The organism is Mesorhizobium sp. B283B1A (assembly GCF_020165735.1).
GTDB classification, from domain to species: Bacteria; Pseudomonadota; Alphaproteobacteria; order Rhizobiales; family Rhizobiaceae; genus Mesorhizobium; species Mesorhizobium opportunistum.
On the sequence record NZ_JAIUIQ010000007.1, the window covers coordinates 147,122 to 162,706 of the forward strand.

General features: G+C 62.7%; 16 protein-coding genes and 1 tRNA gene. 13 read left to right on the forward strand and 4 right to left on the reverse strand.

Going from position 1 to position 15,585, the window contains the following annotated elements; translation table 11 throughout:
- Positions 1-94: 94 nt before the first annotated feature.
- Positions 95-457 (forward strand): cell cycle two-component system response regulator CpdR, encoded by a 363-nt coding sequence (cpdR, locus tag LB577_RS08115; RefSeq protein WP_006199474.1) that lies wholly within the window; start codon positions 95-97, stop codon positions 455-457.
- A 105-nt stretch (positions 458-562) separates the two neighbouring features.
- A tRNA-Val gene (locus tag LB577_RS08120) sits at positions 563-637 on the forward strand.
- 510 nt (positions 638-1,147) lie between these two features.
- Here LB577_RS08120 and LB577_RS08125 read toward each other — a convergent pair.
- Together LB577_RS08125 and LB577_RS08130 are read right to left on the reverse strand one after the other, a co-directional pair.
- Positions 1,148-1,357, reverse strand: a complete 210-nt coding sequence (locus LB577_RS08125; RefSeq protein WP_023778532.1) for a hypothetical protein — start codon at positions 1,355-1,357, stop codon at positions 1,148-1,150.
- A gap of 79 nt (positions 1,358-1,436) precedes the next feature.
- Positions 1,437-1,736: a DUF1236 domain-containing protein gene (locus LB577_RS08130; protein WP_023765830.1), complete on the reverse strand. Its 300-nt coding sequence runs from the start codon at positions 1,734-1,736 to the stop codon at positions 1,437-1,439.
- A 407-nt stretch (positions 1,737-2,143) separates the two neighbouring features.
- On the opposite strand from LB577_RS08130, the gene LB577_RS08135 reads away from it, so the two are divergent.
- On the forward strand, positions 2,144-2,365 hold the full coding sequence (locus LB577_RS08135; protein WP_224686293.1) for a hypothetical protein: 222 nt from the start codon (positions 2,144-2,146) through the stop codon (positions 2,363-2,365).
- Between the two features lie 385 nt (positions 2,366-2,750).
- The gene (locus tag LB577_RS08140; protein ID WP_224686294.1) at positions 2,751-2,960 is read left to right on the forward strand and encodes a hypothetical protein; all 210 of its coding nucleotides are present in this window, start codon (positions 2,751-2,753) and stop codon (positions 2,958-2,960) included.
- 389 nt (positions 2,961-3,349) lie between these two features.
- On the opposite strand, the gene LB577_RS08145 is transcribed toward LB577_RS08140, so the two are convergent.
- Both LB577_RS08145 and LB577_RS08150 read right to left on the reverse strand, forming a co-directional pair.
- Entirely contained in the window at positions 3,350-3,571 is a 222-nt protein-coding gene (locus LB577_RS08145; RefSeq protein ID WP_023778538.1) for a hypothetical protein, read from the reverse strand.
- Positions 3,572-3,739: 168 nt separating this feature from the next.
- Positions 3,740-4,894, reverse strand: coding sequence for a dihydrodipicolinate synthase family protein (locus LB577_RS08150; protein WP_224686295.1), 1,155 nt, complete (start codon positions 4,892-4,894; stop codon positions 3,740-3,742).
- Positions 4,895-5,136: 242 nt separating this feature from the next.
- Between LB577_RS08150 and LB577_RS08155 the strand changes: the two genes are divergently transcribed.
- The 9 genes from LB577_RS08155 (at position 5,137) to LB577_RS08195 (ending at position 15,585) form a co-directional block, all read left to right on the forward strand.
- A complete protein-coding gene (locus LB577_RS08155; RefSeq protein WP_023765836.1) occupies positions 5,137-6,195 on the forward strand; it encodes a LacI family DNA-binding transcriptional regulator in 1,059 nt (352 codons plus the stop codon).
- Complete coding sequence (locus LB577_RS08160) at positions 6,192-7,208, forward strand: Gfo/Idh/MocA family protein (RefSeq protein ID WP_224686296.1); 1,017 nt, start codon at positions 6,192-6,194, stop codon at positions 7,206-7,208. The genes LB577_RS08155 and LB577_RS08160 overlap by 4 nt, the downstream gene beginning before the upstream one ends.
- Positions 7,205-8,806: an acyl CoA:acetate/3-ketoacid CoA transferase gene (locus LB577_RS08165; protein WP_224686297.1), complete on the forward strand. Its 1,602-nt coding sequence runs from the start codon at positions 7,205-7,207 to the stop codon at positions 8,804-8,806. Before LB577_RS08160 ends, LB577_RS08165 begins: the two co-directional genes overlap by 4 nt.
- A complete protein-coding gene (locus tag LB577_RS08170; protein ID WP_224686298.1) occupies positions 8,799-9,575 on the forward strand; it encodes an enoyl-CoA hydratase/isomerase family protein in 777 nt (258 codons plus the stop codon). The genes LB577_RS08165 and LB577_RS08170 overlap by 8 nt, the downstream gene beginning before the upstream one ends.
- 15 nt (positions 9,576-9,590) lie before the next feature.
- A complete protein-coding gene (locus LB577_RS08175) occupies positions 9,591-11,102 on the forward strand; it encodes an aldehyde dehydrogenase family protein (RefSeq protein WP_224686299.1) in 1,512 nt (503 codons plus the stop codon).
- 58 nt (positions 11,103-11,160) lie between these two features.
- Positions 11,161-12,414 carry an ABC transporter substrate-binding protein gene (locus tag LB577_RS08180; RefSeq protein WP_224686300.1) on the forward strand — a complete coding sequence of 418 codons (1,254 nt, stop codon included), beginning with the start codon at positions 11,161-11,163 and terminating at the stop codon, positions 12,412-12,414.
- Between the two features lie 153 nt (positions 12,415-12,567).
- The gene (locus LB577_RS08185; protein WP_224686301.1) at positions 12,568-13,524 is read left to right on the forward strand and encodes a carbohydrate ABC transporter permease; all 957 of its coding nucleotides are present in this window, start codon (positions 12,568-12,570) and stop codon (positions 13,522-13,524) included.
- Entirely contained in the window at positions 13,521-14,465 is a 945-nt protein-coding gene (locus tag LB577_RS08190; RefSeq protein ID WP_224686302.1) for a carbohydrate ABC transporter permease, read from the forward strand. Before LB577_RS08185 ends, LB577_RS08190 begins: the two co-directional genes overlap by 4 nt.
- Positions 14,466-14,469: 4 nt before the next feature.
- Positions 14,470-15,585, forward strand: a complete 1,116-nt coding sequence (locus LB577_RS08195; RefSeq protein WP_224686303.1) for an ABC transporter ATP-binding protein — start codon at positions 14,470-14,472, stop codon at positions 15,583-15,585.

Sequence of the window (15,585 nt, forward strand, 5' to 3'; positions counted from 1 at the left end):
GTTCACTTGATGTTTACCCTCACCTCCTCATATACAGGATGGTTAACGGGCCTGCCCCACGGCAGTCTCGGGCGGGTGATTCGGACGGGACATCATGGCACGCATTCTTCTGGCGGAAGACGACGACGATATGCGTCGGTTCCTCGTCAAGGCGCTGGAGCGCGCCGGTTATCAGGTCAGCGATTTCGACAATGGCGCCAGCGCCTATGAGCGGCTGCGCGAGGAGCCGTTCTCGCTGCTGTTGACCGACATCGTCATGCCGGAGATGGACGGCATCGAACTGGCACGACGCGCCACCGAGATCGATCCCGACCTCAAGGTCATGTTCATCACCGGTTTCGCCGCTGTTGCGCTGAACCCGGATTCCAAGGCGCCGAAAGACGCCAAGGTGCTGTCGAAGCCCTTCCATCTGCGCGATCTCGTCAACGAGGTCGAGAAGATGCTGCAGGCGGCCTGAGCCGCCTTCGGCCAAGGCATCGCGGCTGCGGCGAGACGACGCCTTCTTTCCTTTTTCCTGCTATTGACGCGCTGGATCAAAAATGGTGTATGCGCGGCTTCGGATGGGCGTGTAGCTCAGCGGGAGAGCACTGCATTGACATTGCAGGGGTCACAGGTTCAATCCCTGTCACGCCCACCATCCTTTCAAAGACTGAGATAACTTCCTGACGACGTGGCTATCGAGCGTCTTGGCCGACACGCCGGGCGCGCCGGCCGCTTCCCAAATCGATGCCTGCGAGCGAGGCTGGTTGCATGGCCAGCAGCGCGATGTGCGCTGGCCGAGAAAGGCACCTTCGGCCGGATCCGCACCGTGCCGCCCGTGGTGCGGACCCACAGACTGGGAGGTTGTAAATGGGACAAGGATCTCTTTATCCTTAAGTGGAACCTAATATACCGGTTCTCAGTTTCAGTAGCGCAGCATCCCCCTCCGCTGCGGCCAAGGGAATTCACTCTTGGTCGGCCCGCATCGTCCCAACCCGGCGGTGCGGGCTCATTTTGTTGGGACGGCGTCCCCTTTAAATTTGCGCTTTCCATTGCAGGCTCCCTGGAAAGCAATGGCAAACGGAATTGTTGGGTCGAAGCCGGGCGTCGCAAGGCTATGTACAACAGTTGCCCGCTTGCTGAAGGACAGGGCTCCGCCGCTGGTGCGCTACCTATTGAAAGTCTTCGGTTCGACAAGGAACGATGCTGCGATCAGGTCGTCGCCAGCAATCTGCCCGCGACCGTCATCCATGATCGCTGCGACCTTTTGGAAGGTTCTTATTTCGGTCTCGGTTATACGAGCGGCCCGCACTCTCGCCTGGAGATCAACCAAGCGCGCCTCGAGGGCTTGCGATGTTTCGACTTCAAGGGTCATCATCTTCACTTGTCCGGTTGAGTGGCGACCGACATGCACTGCCCGCCGCCATGGGGTGGCGGCGGGAGTGGTAGTTCGAAGTTCAGTCGTAGACTTTGACAATCTTGCGGGTGCCTGGGTCCACCAGAACCGTGCGGTTGTCGACCACCACGTAGCGGTATTTGACGTTGGGGACCTCATGAAGTTCAACCGTGTCCGGCAGAGCCGTTCCGACGTTCAGTTCCACACCAGGAACCTTCACGGAAGCAAGTGGCTGCTTCTTCACATATTCGCGCACGACGGTGTCCTGCTCCGGCGTGATGACAACGTCCTGTGCCGCAACTGCGCCGACGCCGGCTAAAAGCAGTAGCGCCGCAGCGCTGCTGGTAAGGTGCATCCTCATGGTTTTCTCCTCTTATGGTCCGGGCGACAGCACGACCGTCTGCGCGCCAGCCATCCGAACACCTCGTCCGGCCAAACGTTCCGCTGCCGGGCTTCAGTCTGAAACAGGATAAGACCAAAGTCCGGCCGCAAAACGCAATGGTCTTGCCTCTTGGGACTGGGCGGAACGGCCTACGTCCGGCGTAGTTGCTTCTCCAAATCGGAGAAAGCAGATGGATAAGAGTGTTGGCCAAGCGCGGTGGTTGCTCGCACCGGTTTTCGCGACGGCCGTCACCTTTCTGGTGATCGGCATAGCCCTTGGCTGACATGTCGTGGATCGGCACAGCTACGTCCCTTCCTGTGCTGATAGGACCCGCGAGCCGCCTAGGGCAGCTGGCGGGTCCTCTATTATCTGGTGAGCAAAGGACAATGACATTGATCCAGAAATCGAATGAAAGTGTCAACGCGAACGACCCTGCGAATGACAATGATCAGCCTGGGTTGCTGGACGCCGTCTCCTTGACCGACGAGGAAAATATTGCCGATCTTGTCAGACGAACCGAGCGCACTGCTCTTTGGGTAGTTCTAGGAATGGGCGGCTGGTTGATGTTAGTCCCCGCTATCTACATTGTACTGACCCACGGAATATGAAGGCAATACTGCGCCCGCCGTGGGGGCATTGCTCAACCTCACGAAGCGTCTTGATGGCAAATATCGAAGCGGGTCCGTCAACCAACGGACTGAAGGCGAAATGCTATTCGATCGAATTCGAACTTCTCGGTGTCGAGCGCGAAACGGCCGAGCCGGCATTGGCTCTAATGGCCGATCGGTCGACAGGCAGGCATGCGGTTCGGCTTTCATCAATCCGAGCGGCGCCATCCGAGACCGACTGTGGAAGCGGATCCAAGCACTTGGGGCCGGCGGAAGGTCATGAAGCGGCCGGCAACACAATGGGTCAGCTCGACCGCATTAAGCACTTGCGCGGAAAGGAAGATTTGCGGCACGTTTCACTGCAGGAATTTCGGGGAGGAAGATCATGCCGATTCGACGGAAGGCGACTGAGGTAGGTATTTTTGACGCTTCAGAGATAGCTCTTCTCGGGCGGGTCTTTGATAGGCTCAGGCTTGATGACCAGTCGGCCGATGCACGCGACGCAATCGCATCCCGCATTATCGCAAACTACATGGCGGGTGTGATCGACGAGGACGAACTCGCCTCGCTTTCGAAACAGCCGTTGGGGCGGTGACAATGGCGGTCGTCAAGAAGGATCAAGAGTGCGCCAACTATGCCTGGATGTACTGCGTTACAAGCGCGGGAACATGGCAAGAACGCGTCGTGCCTGATATCTGCCGACGCCTTGCTAGAAGCCTTTGACGACGTTCTTGCAGGCCGCCAGAGTGCGATCGGCCCGATCGTCCCGGCCTGGTCATTAAAACGGCGCATGGCTGGAAAAGTGCCCAGGATCTCACTTCTTGTCGGCGAGCGATACCGCCCGCTCGTAGTAGCCGTCGGCCGGGATGAGACAGCGCTTTGACTTGAAGAATCGTTGGACATCCCAAGAACCTGTTCAGAAAACCCCGCCTGACTCCCGGTCGGCGGGGCTTTTCCGTGCGTTCACACCATGCATTCAACGCGCTAGAACGAGCGGCCGTAACCACGCGGCCTGGCTTTCGGCCCCGGCGAACTTTCCGCCGGATTTGCGGCCAATTTGGCGAATCGCCGGTCTCTTAGCCGCAGGAACTTCTCCTTTGTCAGCAGCTCGTCGCGTTCGTCATCATCCGCGTCCATTCGGCGATACATCGCGGCAATCACATAGTCGGCTTTGTTGGTTCGATAGTCTTCTTTTCGCACAGACATCGTTTTCTCCCTGGTCGCGGCCTTTTTCCCTCCTTTTGGCCTGACGGAGGAATTAACTGCCGGTGCGCCGCACGAGTCTACCAATTGGGGATTGTATTAAAACGGTACACGCCACGTCCGGGCGGCCCCACCCCATGCGGGGGATACTTCCGGTCAATCCCGCTGGGCTCAGAAGCCCGCGACCGCGCACAGGCTCTTCATCCTGGATACGGCCAGTTCCGGATCGGCCAGCAGGCCTGCCTGGTCGGCAAGGCGAAAGATATCGGCATAGTGGCGGATGCCGCGCGCCGACTGCATGCCGCCGACCATCGTGAAATGGTCCTGATGGCCGTTCAGCCAGGCCATGAAGACGATGCCGGCCTTGTAATATTCGGTCGGTGCCTCGAAGATCTTTCGCGACAGCGGCACCGTCGGCGCCATCAGCGCATCATAGCCGGCGCGGTCGCCCTCGGCGAGTTTCGCCAAGGCGGCGTTGGCGACCGGCGCGATGGCGTCGAAAATGCCGAGCAACGCGTGCGAATGACCATGGCCGTCTCCGGCGATCAGTTCGGGATAATTGAAGTCGTCGCCGGTGAACATCACGACCCCATCAGGCAGCCGGTTGCGCAGCGCGACCTCCTTGCCGGCATCGAGCAGCGAGATTTTTATGCCTTCGACCGTGCCGGCATGGCGCTCGACGATGGCGACCACCGTATCGAGCGCGGTCTCGAAATCGCTGCTGCCCCAATAGCCTTTCAGGGCTGGGTCGAACATGTCGCCCAGCCAGTGCAGGATCACCTTGCCGGAGGCCTGGCTCAAAAGGCGGTCGTAGACGCGCGCATAGTCATCGGGACCCTTTGCGACAGCCGCCAGTGCCCGGCTCGCCATCATGATCACCTTGCCGCCTTGGCCTTCGATGAAAGCGAACTGCTCTTCATAGGCGGCGATCACATCGTCTGGTGTGCGAGCCGCCGCCGGGGCCAGATGATCGGTGCCGGCGCCCGAAGCAAGATCGGCGCCTTCGACGGTCCGCGCCTCGGCGATCGAGCGGCGGATCAATTCCCGCGCATTTGCCCAGTCGAAACCCATCCCCCGCTGCGAGGTATCCATCGCCTCGGCGATACGGAAGCCGAGCCGCCACAGATGATGGCGGAACGCCATCGTCCGCTCCCAGTCGACCACCGGCCGCGACCATGGATCGGTCATCCCGAGCGGATCGGCAACGACATGCGCCGCCGCATAGGCGATGCGCGAAAACCGCGCGCCGACCATCGGCCGCACCGGCTGTCCGACAAGCGCATAATGGCTGCTTGGGCCACCCTCACCAGGCAAGGCTATATCCATCGATCTCTCCCTGTAATCGCAGCTAATAAATGGAACGTTCCAATAAATCAAGAAGCTTTGAGATTCGAGGTTCACCTCCCTCGTATTGCTGCAACGCAGCACGACAGCCCCGCAATTACAGGGCCCACGGCGTGAGATTATCGATATTCGGGAATCCAAAAATTCCCGATTGACTCGCGATTGGAGCAGAGATTAGAACGTTCCAATAAAAATGTGGATGGAAACCGGGAGGAGACATCAGGATGGCCAGCCGGGCCAAGGCGACGATCTTCGACATCGCCCGCGAGGCAGGCGTGTCCAAATCGACGGTGTCGCTCGTCCTCCAGGGCAGCGGACTGATCCGCCCCGAGACCGCGGTCAAGGTGCGCAAGGCGATCGAGGACGTCGGCTATGTCTACAATCGCGGCGCCGCCAATCTGCGCAAAGCCCACTCCAACGTCATCGGCATGGTCATCAACGACCTCACCAATCCGTTCTTCGCCGAACTGGCGGTCGGCATGGAGCGCGTCTTCCAGTCCGCCGGCATCGTGCCTTTCATCGCCAACACGGCGGAAAACCCGGTCCGCCAGGAAGAGGTACTGAAATCGCTGATGGAACAGGGCGTCGCCGGGCTCATCGTTTCGCCGGCGCGCGGCACGACCCCGGGAGCATTCCGGCGGCTGGAAATGGCCGGTGTTCCGATTGCCTTCGCCATGCGCCGGCTGCCCGAGAGCCGCATTCCGGTGATCGCTCCCGACAATCATCGCGGCGCCTATCTCGCCGCCGCTCACCTCATCGGCAAGGGGCATCGCCGGTTGGCCTTCTTCGGCGGCTCGTCCGACCTCGTGGTCTACCATGACCGGCTGGGTGGCTTTCGCGAGGCATGCGAGACGCTCGGGATAGATACGCGTGACATGCTCGTCATCGAAGGTGAGACAAGCCGTCGGGGTGGCATCGCTTGCCTGGAAACCGCGCTTGCAATGGCTGAACCGCCGAGTGCTGCCCTGTGCTTCAACGATGCGGTCGCCTTTGGCGCCATGCTGGCGCTGCGCAAGCGTGGACTTGAGCCGGGACCGGATTTCGCCGTCGTCGGCTTTGACGATGTGACGGAAGCCGAACACTACATGCCTGCGCTGACCAGCGTCGCGGTGGACAGCGCCGGCCTCGGCGAACGCGCCGCCCATGTCATGATCAAGATGATCCAGTCGCGCACCACGCGCGCCGAAGACCATATCGGCGCGGTCAATCTCGTGGTCAGGGAAAGTTGCGGTCCGGACCGCCGCGCCAGAAACAGGTCGTCGGGAACGGGAGGCGTCGCATGAGCCTCAAATGGGGACTGATCGGCGCCAGCACGATCGCCAGGCAATTCATGGTCAACGCCATCCGCGTGCAGGCCGATGGCAAGATCGCGGCGGTGATGAGCTCCAGTCCGGAGCGGGGCCAGGCCTATGCCGTGGAAAACAACATTGCGGTTGCGGTTTCGACGCTTGACGAGCTCCTCGCAGAGGATATCGACGCCGTCTACATCTCGACCACCAACGAGCTGCATCTGGAACAGGCCTTGGCCGCCATCAAAGCAGGCAAGCACGTGCTGTGCGAAAAGCCGCTGGCACTGACGAGTGCCGATGCGCGCACGATGGTTGCCGCCGCCAGGGCGGCCGACGTCGTACTCGGCACCAACCACCACCTGCGCAACGCCGGCGCGCATCGCGCCATGCGCGAAGCGATCGCCACGGGGCGCATCGGCAAGCCGATCGCCGCGCGCGTTTTTCACTCGGTCTACCTGCCCGAAAACCTGCAGGGCTGGCGCATCGCCAGGCCCGAGGCGGGCGGCGGCGTGGTGCTCGACATCACCGTGCATGATGCCGACACGCTGCGCTTCGTGCTCGGCGACGATCCGGTCGAGGTTTCGGCTTTCACACAGTCCGCCGGCATGTCCGGCAGCGGACTGGAGGACGGCGCCATGTGCATCTGGCGTTTCAAGTCGGGCCTCATCGCGCAGTCGCATGAAGGCTTCACCACCAGCTATGCCGGCACCGGCTTCGAGGTGCATGGCTCGGAAGGTTCGCTGATCGCCAGCAATGTGATGACGCAGAAGCCGGTCGGCACGGTCATGCTGCGCACGAAAGGCGGCGAGCAGGAATTGAGCTTCGACCGCGAGGATCTCTACGTCAGGTCCGTGCGGCGGTTCCATGCCGCGATCCACGGCGACGGCCAGCCTGCCGCCACCGGCGAGGACGGCATCTGGTCCCTCGCCTCAGCCGAGGCGGCATTGCAATCGGCCAGCTCCGGCAAGGCCATCAAGATCGACCCGAAACTCGGGAGCATGAAGTGAGCAAGGTCGTTTCAGCGGCGCAGGCAGCCGGTCTGATCAAGGATGGCATGACCGTGTCCGTCTCCTCGTCGAGCGGCCTCGGCTGCCCGGACGCGGTGTTGGCCGCCATCGGCGAACGCTTCGACGCGGAAGGCCACCCGAAGAACATAACCACGCTGCATCCAATCGCCGCGGGCGACATGTATGGCATCAAGGGCATCGACCATCTGGCAAAGCCTGGCCTTTTGAAGCGCACCTTGTGCGGTTCCTATCCGTCCGGTCCCTCCTCTTCCGAACCGCCGCGGATCTGGAAGATGATCGGCGACAATTCGGTGGCCGCCTACAACGTGCCGTCCGGCATCCTGTTCGACATGCATCGCGAAGCCGCCGCCAAGCGGCCGGGCGTGCTGACCAAGGTCGGGCTCGACACCTTCGCCGACCCGCGCCACCAGGGCTGCGCCATGAACGCGGCGGCAAACGAGCCGATCGTCTCGGTGCAGCAGTTCGACGGCGAGGAATGGCTGTATTTCCGCTCGATCGTGCCCCACGTCTCGATCATCCGCGCCACCACGGGGGATGAGCGCGGCAACCTCACCTATGAACATGAAGGCGCCTATCTCGGCGGCCTCGAACAGGCACTCGCCGCTCGCAACAATGGCGGCGTCGTCATCGCACAGGTCAAGCGCGTCGTCGAAAACGGCACGCTGAAGCCGCATGACGTGCGCGTGCCGGGCGTGCTGGTCGACCACATCGTCGTCGCGCCCGACCAGTTGCAGACGACGCTGACGCCTTACGACCCGGCCATATCAGGCGAGATCTTCCGGCCATTGTCGACCTTCCGCAACGCCGAGATGAACGTCCAGAAGGTGATCGCCCGCCGCGTCGCCATGGAGCTGCGCGACGGCATGGCCGTCAACATCGGTTTCGGCATCTCCGCCAACGTTCCGCGCATCCTTCTGGAAGAAGGCCAGCACGGCAAGGTCACCTGGGTGATCGAACAGGGCGCGGTCGGCGGCGTGCCGCTGCTCGACTTCAAGTTCGGCTGCTCGTCGAACGCCGATGCCTTCATGCCCTCGCCGCACCAGTTCATCTATTTCCAGGCCGGCGGCTTCGATGCTTCGCTGCTCTCCTTCCTGCAGATCGACCGCCACGGCTCGGTCAACGTCTCGAAGCTGTCGGCGCGGCCGCATGTCACCGCCGGCGCCGGCGGTTTCGTCGACATCACAGCGCGGGCGAAGAAGATTGTTTTCTCGGGTTTCTTCAATGCCGGCGCAAAACTGTCATTGGCCGATGGCGGCATCCGCATCGACCAGGAGGGCAAGATCAAGAAGATCGTCGGCGAGGTCGAGCACATCTCCTTCTCCGGCAAGCGCGCGGTCGCGCAAGGCCAGGACATCACCTATGTCACCGAGCGCTGCGTGATGAAGCTGACGCCTGACGGGCTGATGGTGACCGAACTGGCGCCGGGCATCGATCTCGAGCGCGATGTGCTGGGGCAGTCCGAGATCGCGCTCGGTGTCGCCAACGACCTGAAGGTAACGCCGTCAGCACTCTACCACGACCAGCCGATCGGCCTGTCGCTCAATGGCGGCGCCTCGCTCGGAGGCGCGCATGGCTGAACGCCTCGTCACCTTCGAGCAGGATGGCGCCATCGGCATCGTCACCTTGCGCCGGCCGGAGAAATTCAACGCGCTGGATATTCCGATGCTTCGCGCGCTCGAAACAGCGCTCGACGAAGCGGAGGCGGCCGACAGCGTGCGTGTCGTGCTCATCCGCGGCGAAGGCAAGGGCTTCTGTGCCGGTGGCGATGTCGAAGCCTGGGCCGCCATGAGCGCCGCCGAATTCCAGGTGCAATGGGTGCGCTACGGTCACCGCGTCTTCGACCGGCTGGCGCGGCTGCGGCAACCGACCATCGCCGTGCTGTCGGGCCACGCGCTGGGCGGCGGGCTGGAACTGGCGGCGGCCTGCGATTTCCGGGTCGCGGAAACACAGGTGAAATTGGGCTTCCCCGAAACCTCCATCGGCGTCGTTCCCGGCTGGTCCGGCACGCAGCGCGCCGTGCGCCGTTTCGGCGCGCAGACGGTGCGTCGCATGGCGCTGGGCGGCGAGGTTCTCCTTGCTCCTGAAGCGCTGGCCCTGGGCGTGATCGATCGGGTGGTCGAAACCGGCAAGGCACTCGCCGGGGCCAAGGCCTGGGCCGAGAAGATCGCCGAGCGCGGTCCGCTGGCGACGGAAGCGGCCAAGCTGATGATCGCGGTTGCTGAAGGTGAGGAAAGTGCCGCCGCGACCGAAGCGCTGGCCAGCGGCTTCATTGCGCTGACCGGCGACCTCAAAGCCGGCGTCGGCGCCTTCAAGGCCAGGCAGAAGCCGGCATTTTCGAGATCCTGAGGATTCACGACCAAGATGAACGCGCCTCTCAACATCGCCATGCCCGCCGAGGCTTCCGCAGCGCCGAAGACCTATCGGCTGCTGATCGACGGCAAACATGTCGATGCCCGCGACGGCAGGACGCTGGAGCGCAACAGCCCCGGCCATGGCTTCACGGTTTCGCGTTACGCGCAGGCCGGTGAGGCTGAGGTGGAAGCGGCGATGCAAGCCGCGCACAGGGCGTTCGAGACCGGTCCCTGGCCGCGCATGAAGGCGGCCGAACGCGCCGCGCTCCTGCACAAGGCGGCCGACCTGATCGAGGCCCGGCTTGAAGACATTGCCCGTCTCGATGCGCTGGAATCCGGCAAGCCGATCGCCCAGGCCCGCGGCGAGATCGGCGGTGCCGTCGACATCTGGCGCTATGCCGCTTCGCTCGCCCGCACGCTGCACGGCGAGAGCTACGCCAATCTCGGCGACGCGATGCTGGGCGTGGTGCTGCGCGAACCGATCGGCGTCGTCTCGATCATCACGCCGTGGAATTTCCCGTTCCTGATCGTCAGCCAGAAACTGCCCTTCGCCCTCGCCGCCGGCTGCACGGCGGTGGTCAAGCCGAGCGAAATGACCTCGGCCTCGACCTTCGTGCTCGGCGACATCCTGACTGAGGCCGGCCTGCCCGCCGGCGTCGTCAACGTCCTCGCCGGCCTGGGCGGCGATGTCGGCGCACCGATGGTCAGCCATCCCCTGGTCGAGATGGTGTCGTTCACCGGCTCCACCCGCGTCGGCAAGATGACCATGGCTTCCGCCGCGCAGTCGCTGAAGAAGGTCTCGATGGAGCTCGGAGGCAAGAACGGCCAGATCGTCTTCCCCGACGCCGACCTCGAAGCCGCGGCCGACGCGGTGGTGTTCGGCGGCTTCTTCAATGCCGGCGAATGCTGCAATGCCGGCAGCCGGCTGATCGTTCACGAGGCGATCGCCGACGATTTTCTGGCCGCCGTGAAGGCACTTACGGCCAAGGTGACAGTCGGCGATCCGCTCGACGACCGAACCAAGGTCGGTGCGATGATCTCGTCGGACCACCTGGCCAAGGTCACCGGTTACGTTACGGCAGCGGCAAGCGACGGCAGCAGCATCTACAGCGGCGGCGGGCAACTGGCCTCCAATGCCGGCCAATATCTCGACCCGACGATCATCCGCGGCGTCACCGAGGACATGGCCATCGCGCGCGAGGAAGTGTTCGGCCCGGTGCTCTCCGTGCTGACTTTTGAATCGATTGAAAAGGCGTTGCACATCGCCAACAACACGCCCTATGGTTTGTCGGCGGGCGTGTGGAGCGCCAGCATCGACACTTGCATGTCGGTAGCGCGTGGGGTGCGTTCGGGGACGGTTTGGGTGAACACATTCATGGAAGGTTATCCCGAGCTGCCTTTCGGGGGCTACAAGCAGTCCGGTCTCGGACGCGAACTCGGCAAGCGCGCCGTCGAGGATTATACCGAGGAAAAGACAATCCAGTTTCATCGCGGCCAGCGCACCGGATGGTGGGTCGGCTGAGTTGGGAAGAACCCGGTGGGCTTCCACCGGTCGTGTAATGCAACAAGGGAGGAAGTACATGTTGCGCAAACTGCTTATCGGAACGGCTCTCGCATCGGGGCTCGCTTTCGCGGCCCATGCCGAGGACGTCAAGGAAGTTCAGATGCTGCATTGGTGGACGTCGGGCGGCGAAGCAGCTGCCCTCAACGTCCTCAAGGGCGATCTGGCCAAGGAAGGTTATGCCTGGAAGGACGTGCCGGTCGCCGGTGGCGGCGGCGACGCTGCCATGACCGCGCTGAAGGCGATGGTCGCGGCAGGCAACTATCCGACCGCCTCGCAGATGCTCGGCTACACCGTGCTCGACTATGCCGCCGCCGGCGTCATGGGCGACCTGACCGAGACGGCGAAGAAGGAAGGCTGGGACAAGTCGGTTCCGGCGGCCCTGCAGAAATTCTCGGTCTATGACGGCAAGTGGGTCGCGGCTCCGGTCAACGTCCACTCGGTCAACTGGCTGTGGATCAACAAGGCCGTCATGGACAAGATCGGCGGCACCGAGCCGAAGACCTTCGACGACTTCGTTGCGCTGCTCGACAAGGCCAAGGCGGCAGGCGTGATCCCGCTCGCTCTCGGCGGCCAGAACTGGCAGGAAGCCACCATGTTCGACTCGGTCGTGCTGTCGACCGGCGGACCTGAGTTCTACAAGAAGGCCTTCAACGACCTCGACGACGCGTCGCTCAAGTCCGACACGATGAAGAAGTCGTTCGACAACCTCGCCAAGCTCGTCACCTATGTCGACCCGAACTTCTCGGGCCGCGACTGGAACCTTGCCACCGCCATGGTCATCAAGGGCGATGCCCTGGTGCAGGTCATGGGCGACTGGGCCAAGGGCGAGTTCAATGCCGCCAAGAAAACACCGGGCACCGACTTCCTGTGCTATCGCTTCCCGGGCACGGAAGGCTCAGTGGTCTACAACTCCGACATGTTCGGCATGTTCAACGTTCCGGACGACCGCAAGGCCGCCCAGGTCGCACTGGCCACCGCCACCCTGTCGAAGAGCTTCCAGTCGGCCTTCAACGTCGTCAAGGGTTCCGTTCCGGCCCGTACCGACGTTCCGGATACCGACTTCGACGCTTGCGGCAAGAAGGGCATCGCCGACCTGAAGGCCGCCAATGAAGGTGGCACGCTGTTCGGTTCGCTGGCCCAGGGCTACGGCGCGCCGCCGGCGGTCGCCAATGCCTACAAGGACGTCGTGTCGAAGTTCGTCCATGGTCAGATCAAGACCTCCGACGAAGCCGTGGCCGAGCTGGTCAAGGCGATCGACGACGCCAAGTAAGCGCAACGCCTGAAAACACCTTCCCCGCTTCGGCGGGGAAGGTTTTATCTCAACGATTGGCCGGCTCAATACCATGCCGACCGAAGACCCGTATGCACGGGCCGCCTTGCCGCCTGACGGCAGAGCACGGACGACCCAAAGCGGGAGGAGCTCATGAGCACGGTAGCGACAAGCCAGATCAAGCTGACGCCGGAGCACGCCAGGCCACGCGCCTCGGTGCGCTCGCGCCTGCAGGACGCATTGCCGAAGATCGTGCTGGCGCCGAGCTTCGCCATCACCATCGTCTTCGTATACGGCTTCATCCTGTGGACGATCTATCTGTCCTTCACCAACTCCAAGACCTTCCCGTCCTATGTCATCACCGGCTCGCGCGCCTATCAGCGGCTGTGGGGCTGGACCTTCGACACCGACCCGCCTTCGAGCTGGTACACGTCGATCACCAATATGGGCATTTTCGGTTTTCTCTATATCCTGATCTGCCTGGCGCTCGGTCTGTTCCTGGCCATCCTGCTCGACCAGAAGATCCGCGGCGAAGGCGTGCTGCGCCCCATCTACCTCTATCCCATGGCGCTGTCCTTCATCGTCACCGGCGTCGCCTGGAAATGGTTCCTCGATCCGGGTCTTGGCCTCGAGCAGACGTTGCACCAGTGGGGCTGGACGAGCTTCCATTTCGACTGGATCAAGAACAAGGATTTCGTCATCTACACCGTGGTCATTGCCGGCGTCTGGCAGGCTTCCGGCTTCATCATGGCGATGTTCCTGGCCGGCCTGCGCGGCATCGACGGCGAGATCATGAAGGCGGCGCAGATCGATGGCGCCACCACCTTCCAGCTCTATCGCCGCATCGTCATTCCGCTGCTGCGGCCGATCTTCCTGTCGGCCTTCATCGTGCTCGCCCACCTTGCCATCAAGTCCTATGACCTTGTCGTGGCGCTGACCTCCGGCGGACCCGGCGGCTCGGCCTGGCTGCCGTCCAACTTCATGTACGAGTACACCTTCAAGCGCAACGAGATGGCTGTCGGCTCGGCAAGTGCGGTGATCATGCTGATGACCATCGTCGCCATCATCGTGCCCTATCTCTATTCCGAACTGCGGGAGAAGCCGCGATGAGCGCTGTCACCACTCCCGCCCGCCAGGCTTCCGGCGGCGTCAACGCCAAACTCGTCAACCGCATCGTCATCTATGGGCTGCTGGCGCTGTTCGCGCTGTTCTACCTGATGCCGCTGTTCGTCATGCTGGTCACCTCGTTCAAGACCATGGACGAGATCCAGAACGGCAACATGCTGGCGCTGCCCAAGGCGCCGACCTTCGAGCCCTGGCTGAAAGCCTGGGGCGAGACCTGCGTCGGCCTCACCTGCGCCGGCATCAAGGGCTATTTCTGGAACTCCATCAAGATGGTGGTTCCGGCCGTCATCATCTCGACGATGCTCGGGGCGCTGAACGGCTACGTGCTGACCAAATGGCGTTTCCGCGGCGCGACGCTGGTGTTCGGGCTGATGCTATTCGCCTGTTTCATCCCGTTCCAGTCGGTGCTGTTGCCGATGGCCACCATCCTCGGCAGCCTCGGCCGCTTCGGCGTGTCGCTGCAGAACACGGTCGGGACCAGCTTCGGCCTCGGCAATCCGACCGTGAACCTGGTCTTCGTCCACGTCGTCTACGGCCTCGGCTTCACCACCTTGTTCTTCCGCAACTATTACGAGGCGTTCCCGACGGAATTGGTGAAGGCCGCGCAGGTTGATGGGGCGTCCTTCTTCCAGATATTCCGCCGCATCATGCTGCCGAACTCGATGCCGATCTTCGTCGTCACCGTCATCTACCAGTTCACCAACATCTGGAACGACTTCCTGTTCGCCTCGGCCTATGCCGGCACCGGCGACTCGATGCCGATGACGGTGGCGCTCAATAATGTCGTCAACACCTCGACCGGCGTCGTCGAATACAACGTCAACATGGCGGCGGCGATGATCGCCGCACTCCCAACCCTTCTCGTCTATGTGCTCGCCGGCCGCTATTTCGTGCGCGGTCTCATGGCCGGCGCCGTCAAAGGATGATCCGATGGCTTTTCTGGAAATTGATGGTCTGAGGAAGCGCTTCGGCCAGGTCGAGATCCTGAAAGGGATCGACCTCGAGCTGGAAAAGGGTGGCTTCCTGGTGCTGGTGGGGCCCTCCGGCTGCGGCAAGTCCACGCTGCTCAACACCATTGCCGGGCTGGAGATGATCACCTCGGGCGAGATCCGCGTCGACGGCCGCACCATCAACGATCTGCACCCCTCCAAGCGCGACATCGCCATGGTGTTCCAGAGCTACGCGCTCTACCCGAACATGACGGTGGCCGGCAACATCTCCTTTGGCATGGAGATGCGCGGCGTGCCGGCGGCGGAGCGCCAGAAGGCGATCGACAAGGTGGCCAAGGTCTTGCAGATCGGCCACCTCCTGCAGCGCAAGCCAAGCCAGCTTTCAGGCGGCCAGCGCCAGCGCGTCGCCATGGGCCGGGCGCTGGTGCGCGACCCCAAGCTATTCCTGTTCGACGAGCCTTTGTCCAATCTCGACGCCAAGCTGCGCGTCGACATGCGCATCGAGATCAAGCGCCTGCACGCTACGACAGGCACAACAATCGTCTATGTCACCCACGACCAGATCGAGGCGATGACGCTGGCGACCAAGATCGCCGTCATGCGCGACGGCGAGGTTCAGCAGTTCGGCACGCCGGCCGAGATCTATAACAACCCCAGCAACCTGTTCGTCGCCGACTTCATGGGTTCGCCGGCGATGAACCTGATCCCGGCGACCATCGCCACCTCAGGCAATGCACTGTCCGTCGTGCTGCAGCGCGAGGCGCGCGAGCCCATCACCTTGCCGATGGCCAATGCCCCGGTGGGCCTGTCGGCATTCCAGGGCAAGCCGATCATCTTCGGCGTCCGCCCGGAGGCACTGACCGATCCGGAGGGCGCCGAGCGAAACGCCTCGAACATCGCCACCGCCGACCTGCACATCGAAGTGGTCGAGCCGGCCGGCTCCGACACTTTCGCCGTCACCAATCTCGGCGGCAAGGGCGTGGTGGCGCGGCTGCGCGCCGACGCCAACATCCAGCCGGGCACCAGCACGCCGCTCGCCTTCAATTTGACCAAGGCGGTGTTCTTCGATCCGGCGACCGAAAACCGCATCCTCTGA

Excerpts from the sequence above, each read along its gene's own strand:
- cpdR (WP_006199474.1), top strand. The coding sequence starts at position 95 with ATGGCACGCATTCTTCTGGCGGAAGACGACGACGATATGCGTCGGTTC.
- LB577_RS08125 (WP_023778532.1), bottom strand. The coding sequence starts at position 1,357 with ATGATGACCCTTGAAGTCGAAACATCGCAAGCCCTCGAGGCGCGCTTG.
- LB577_RS08130 (WP_023765830.1), bottom strand. The coding sequence starts at position 1,736 with ATGAGGATGCACCTTACCAGCAGCGCTGCGGCGCTACTGCTTTTAGCC.
- LB577_RS08135 (WP_224686293.1), top strand. The coding sequence starts at position 2,144 with ATGACATTGATCCAGAAATCGAATGAAAGTGTCAACGCGAACGACCCT.
- LB577_RS08140 (WP_224686294.1), top strand. The coding sequence starts at position 2,751 with ATGCCGATTCGACGGAAGGCGACTGAGGTAGGTATTTTTGACGCTTCA.
- LB577_RS08145 (WP_023778538.1), bottom strand. The coding sequence starts at position 3,571 with ATGTCTGTGCGAAAAGAAGACTATCGAACCAACAAAGCCGACTATGTG.
- LB577_RS08150 (WP_224686295.1), bottom strand. The coding sequence starts at position 4,894 with ATGGATATAGCCTTGCCTGGTGAGGGTGGCCCAAGCAGCCATTATGCG.
- LB577_RS08155 (WP_023765836.1), top strand. The coding sequence starts at position 5,137 with ATGGCCAGCCGGGCCAAGGCGACGATCTTCGACATCGCCCGCGAGGCA.
- LB577_RS08160 (WP_224686296.1), top strand. The coding sequence starts at position 6,192 with ATGAGCCTCAAATGGGGACTGATCGGCGCCAGCACGATCGCCAGGCAA.
- LB577_RS08170 (WP_224686298.1), top strand. The coding sequence starts at position 8,799 with ATGGCTGAACGCCTCGTCACCTTCGAGCAGGATGGCGCCATCGGCATC.
- LB577_RS08175 (WP_224686299.1), top strand. The coding sequence starts at position 9,591 with ATGAACGCGCCTCTCAACATCGCCATGCCCGCCGAGGCTTCCGCAGCG.
- LB577_RS08180 (WP_224686300.1), top strand. The coding sequence starts at position 11,161 with ATGTTGCGCAAACTGCTTATCGGAACGGCTCTCGCATCGGGGCTCGCT.
- LB577_RS08185 (WP_224686301.1), top strand. The coding sequence starts at position 12,568 with ATGAGCACGGTAGCGACAAGCCAGATCAAGCTGACGCCGGAGCACGCC.
- LB577_RS08190 (WP_224686302.1), top strand. The coding sequence starts at position 13,521 with ATGAGCGCTGTCACCACTCCCGCCCGCCAGGCTTCCGGCGGCGTCAAC.
- LB577_RS08195 (WP_224686303.1), top strand. The coding sequence starts at position 14,470 with ATGGCTTTTCTGGAAATTGATGGTCTGAGGAAGCGCTTCGGCCAGGTC.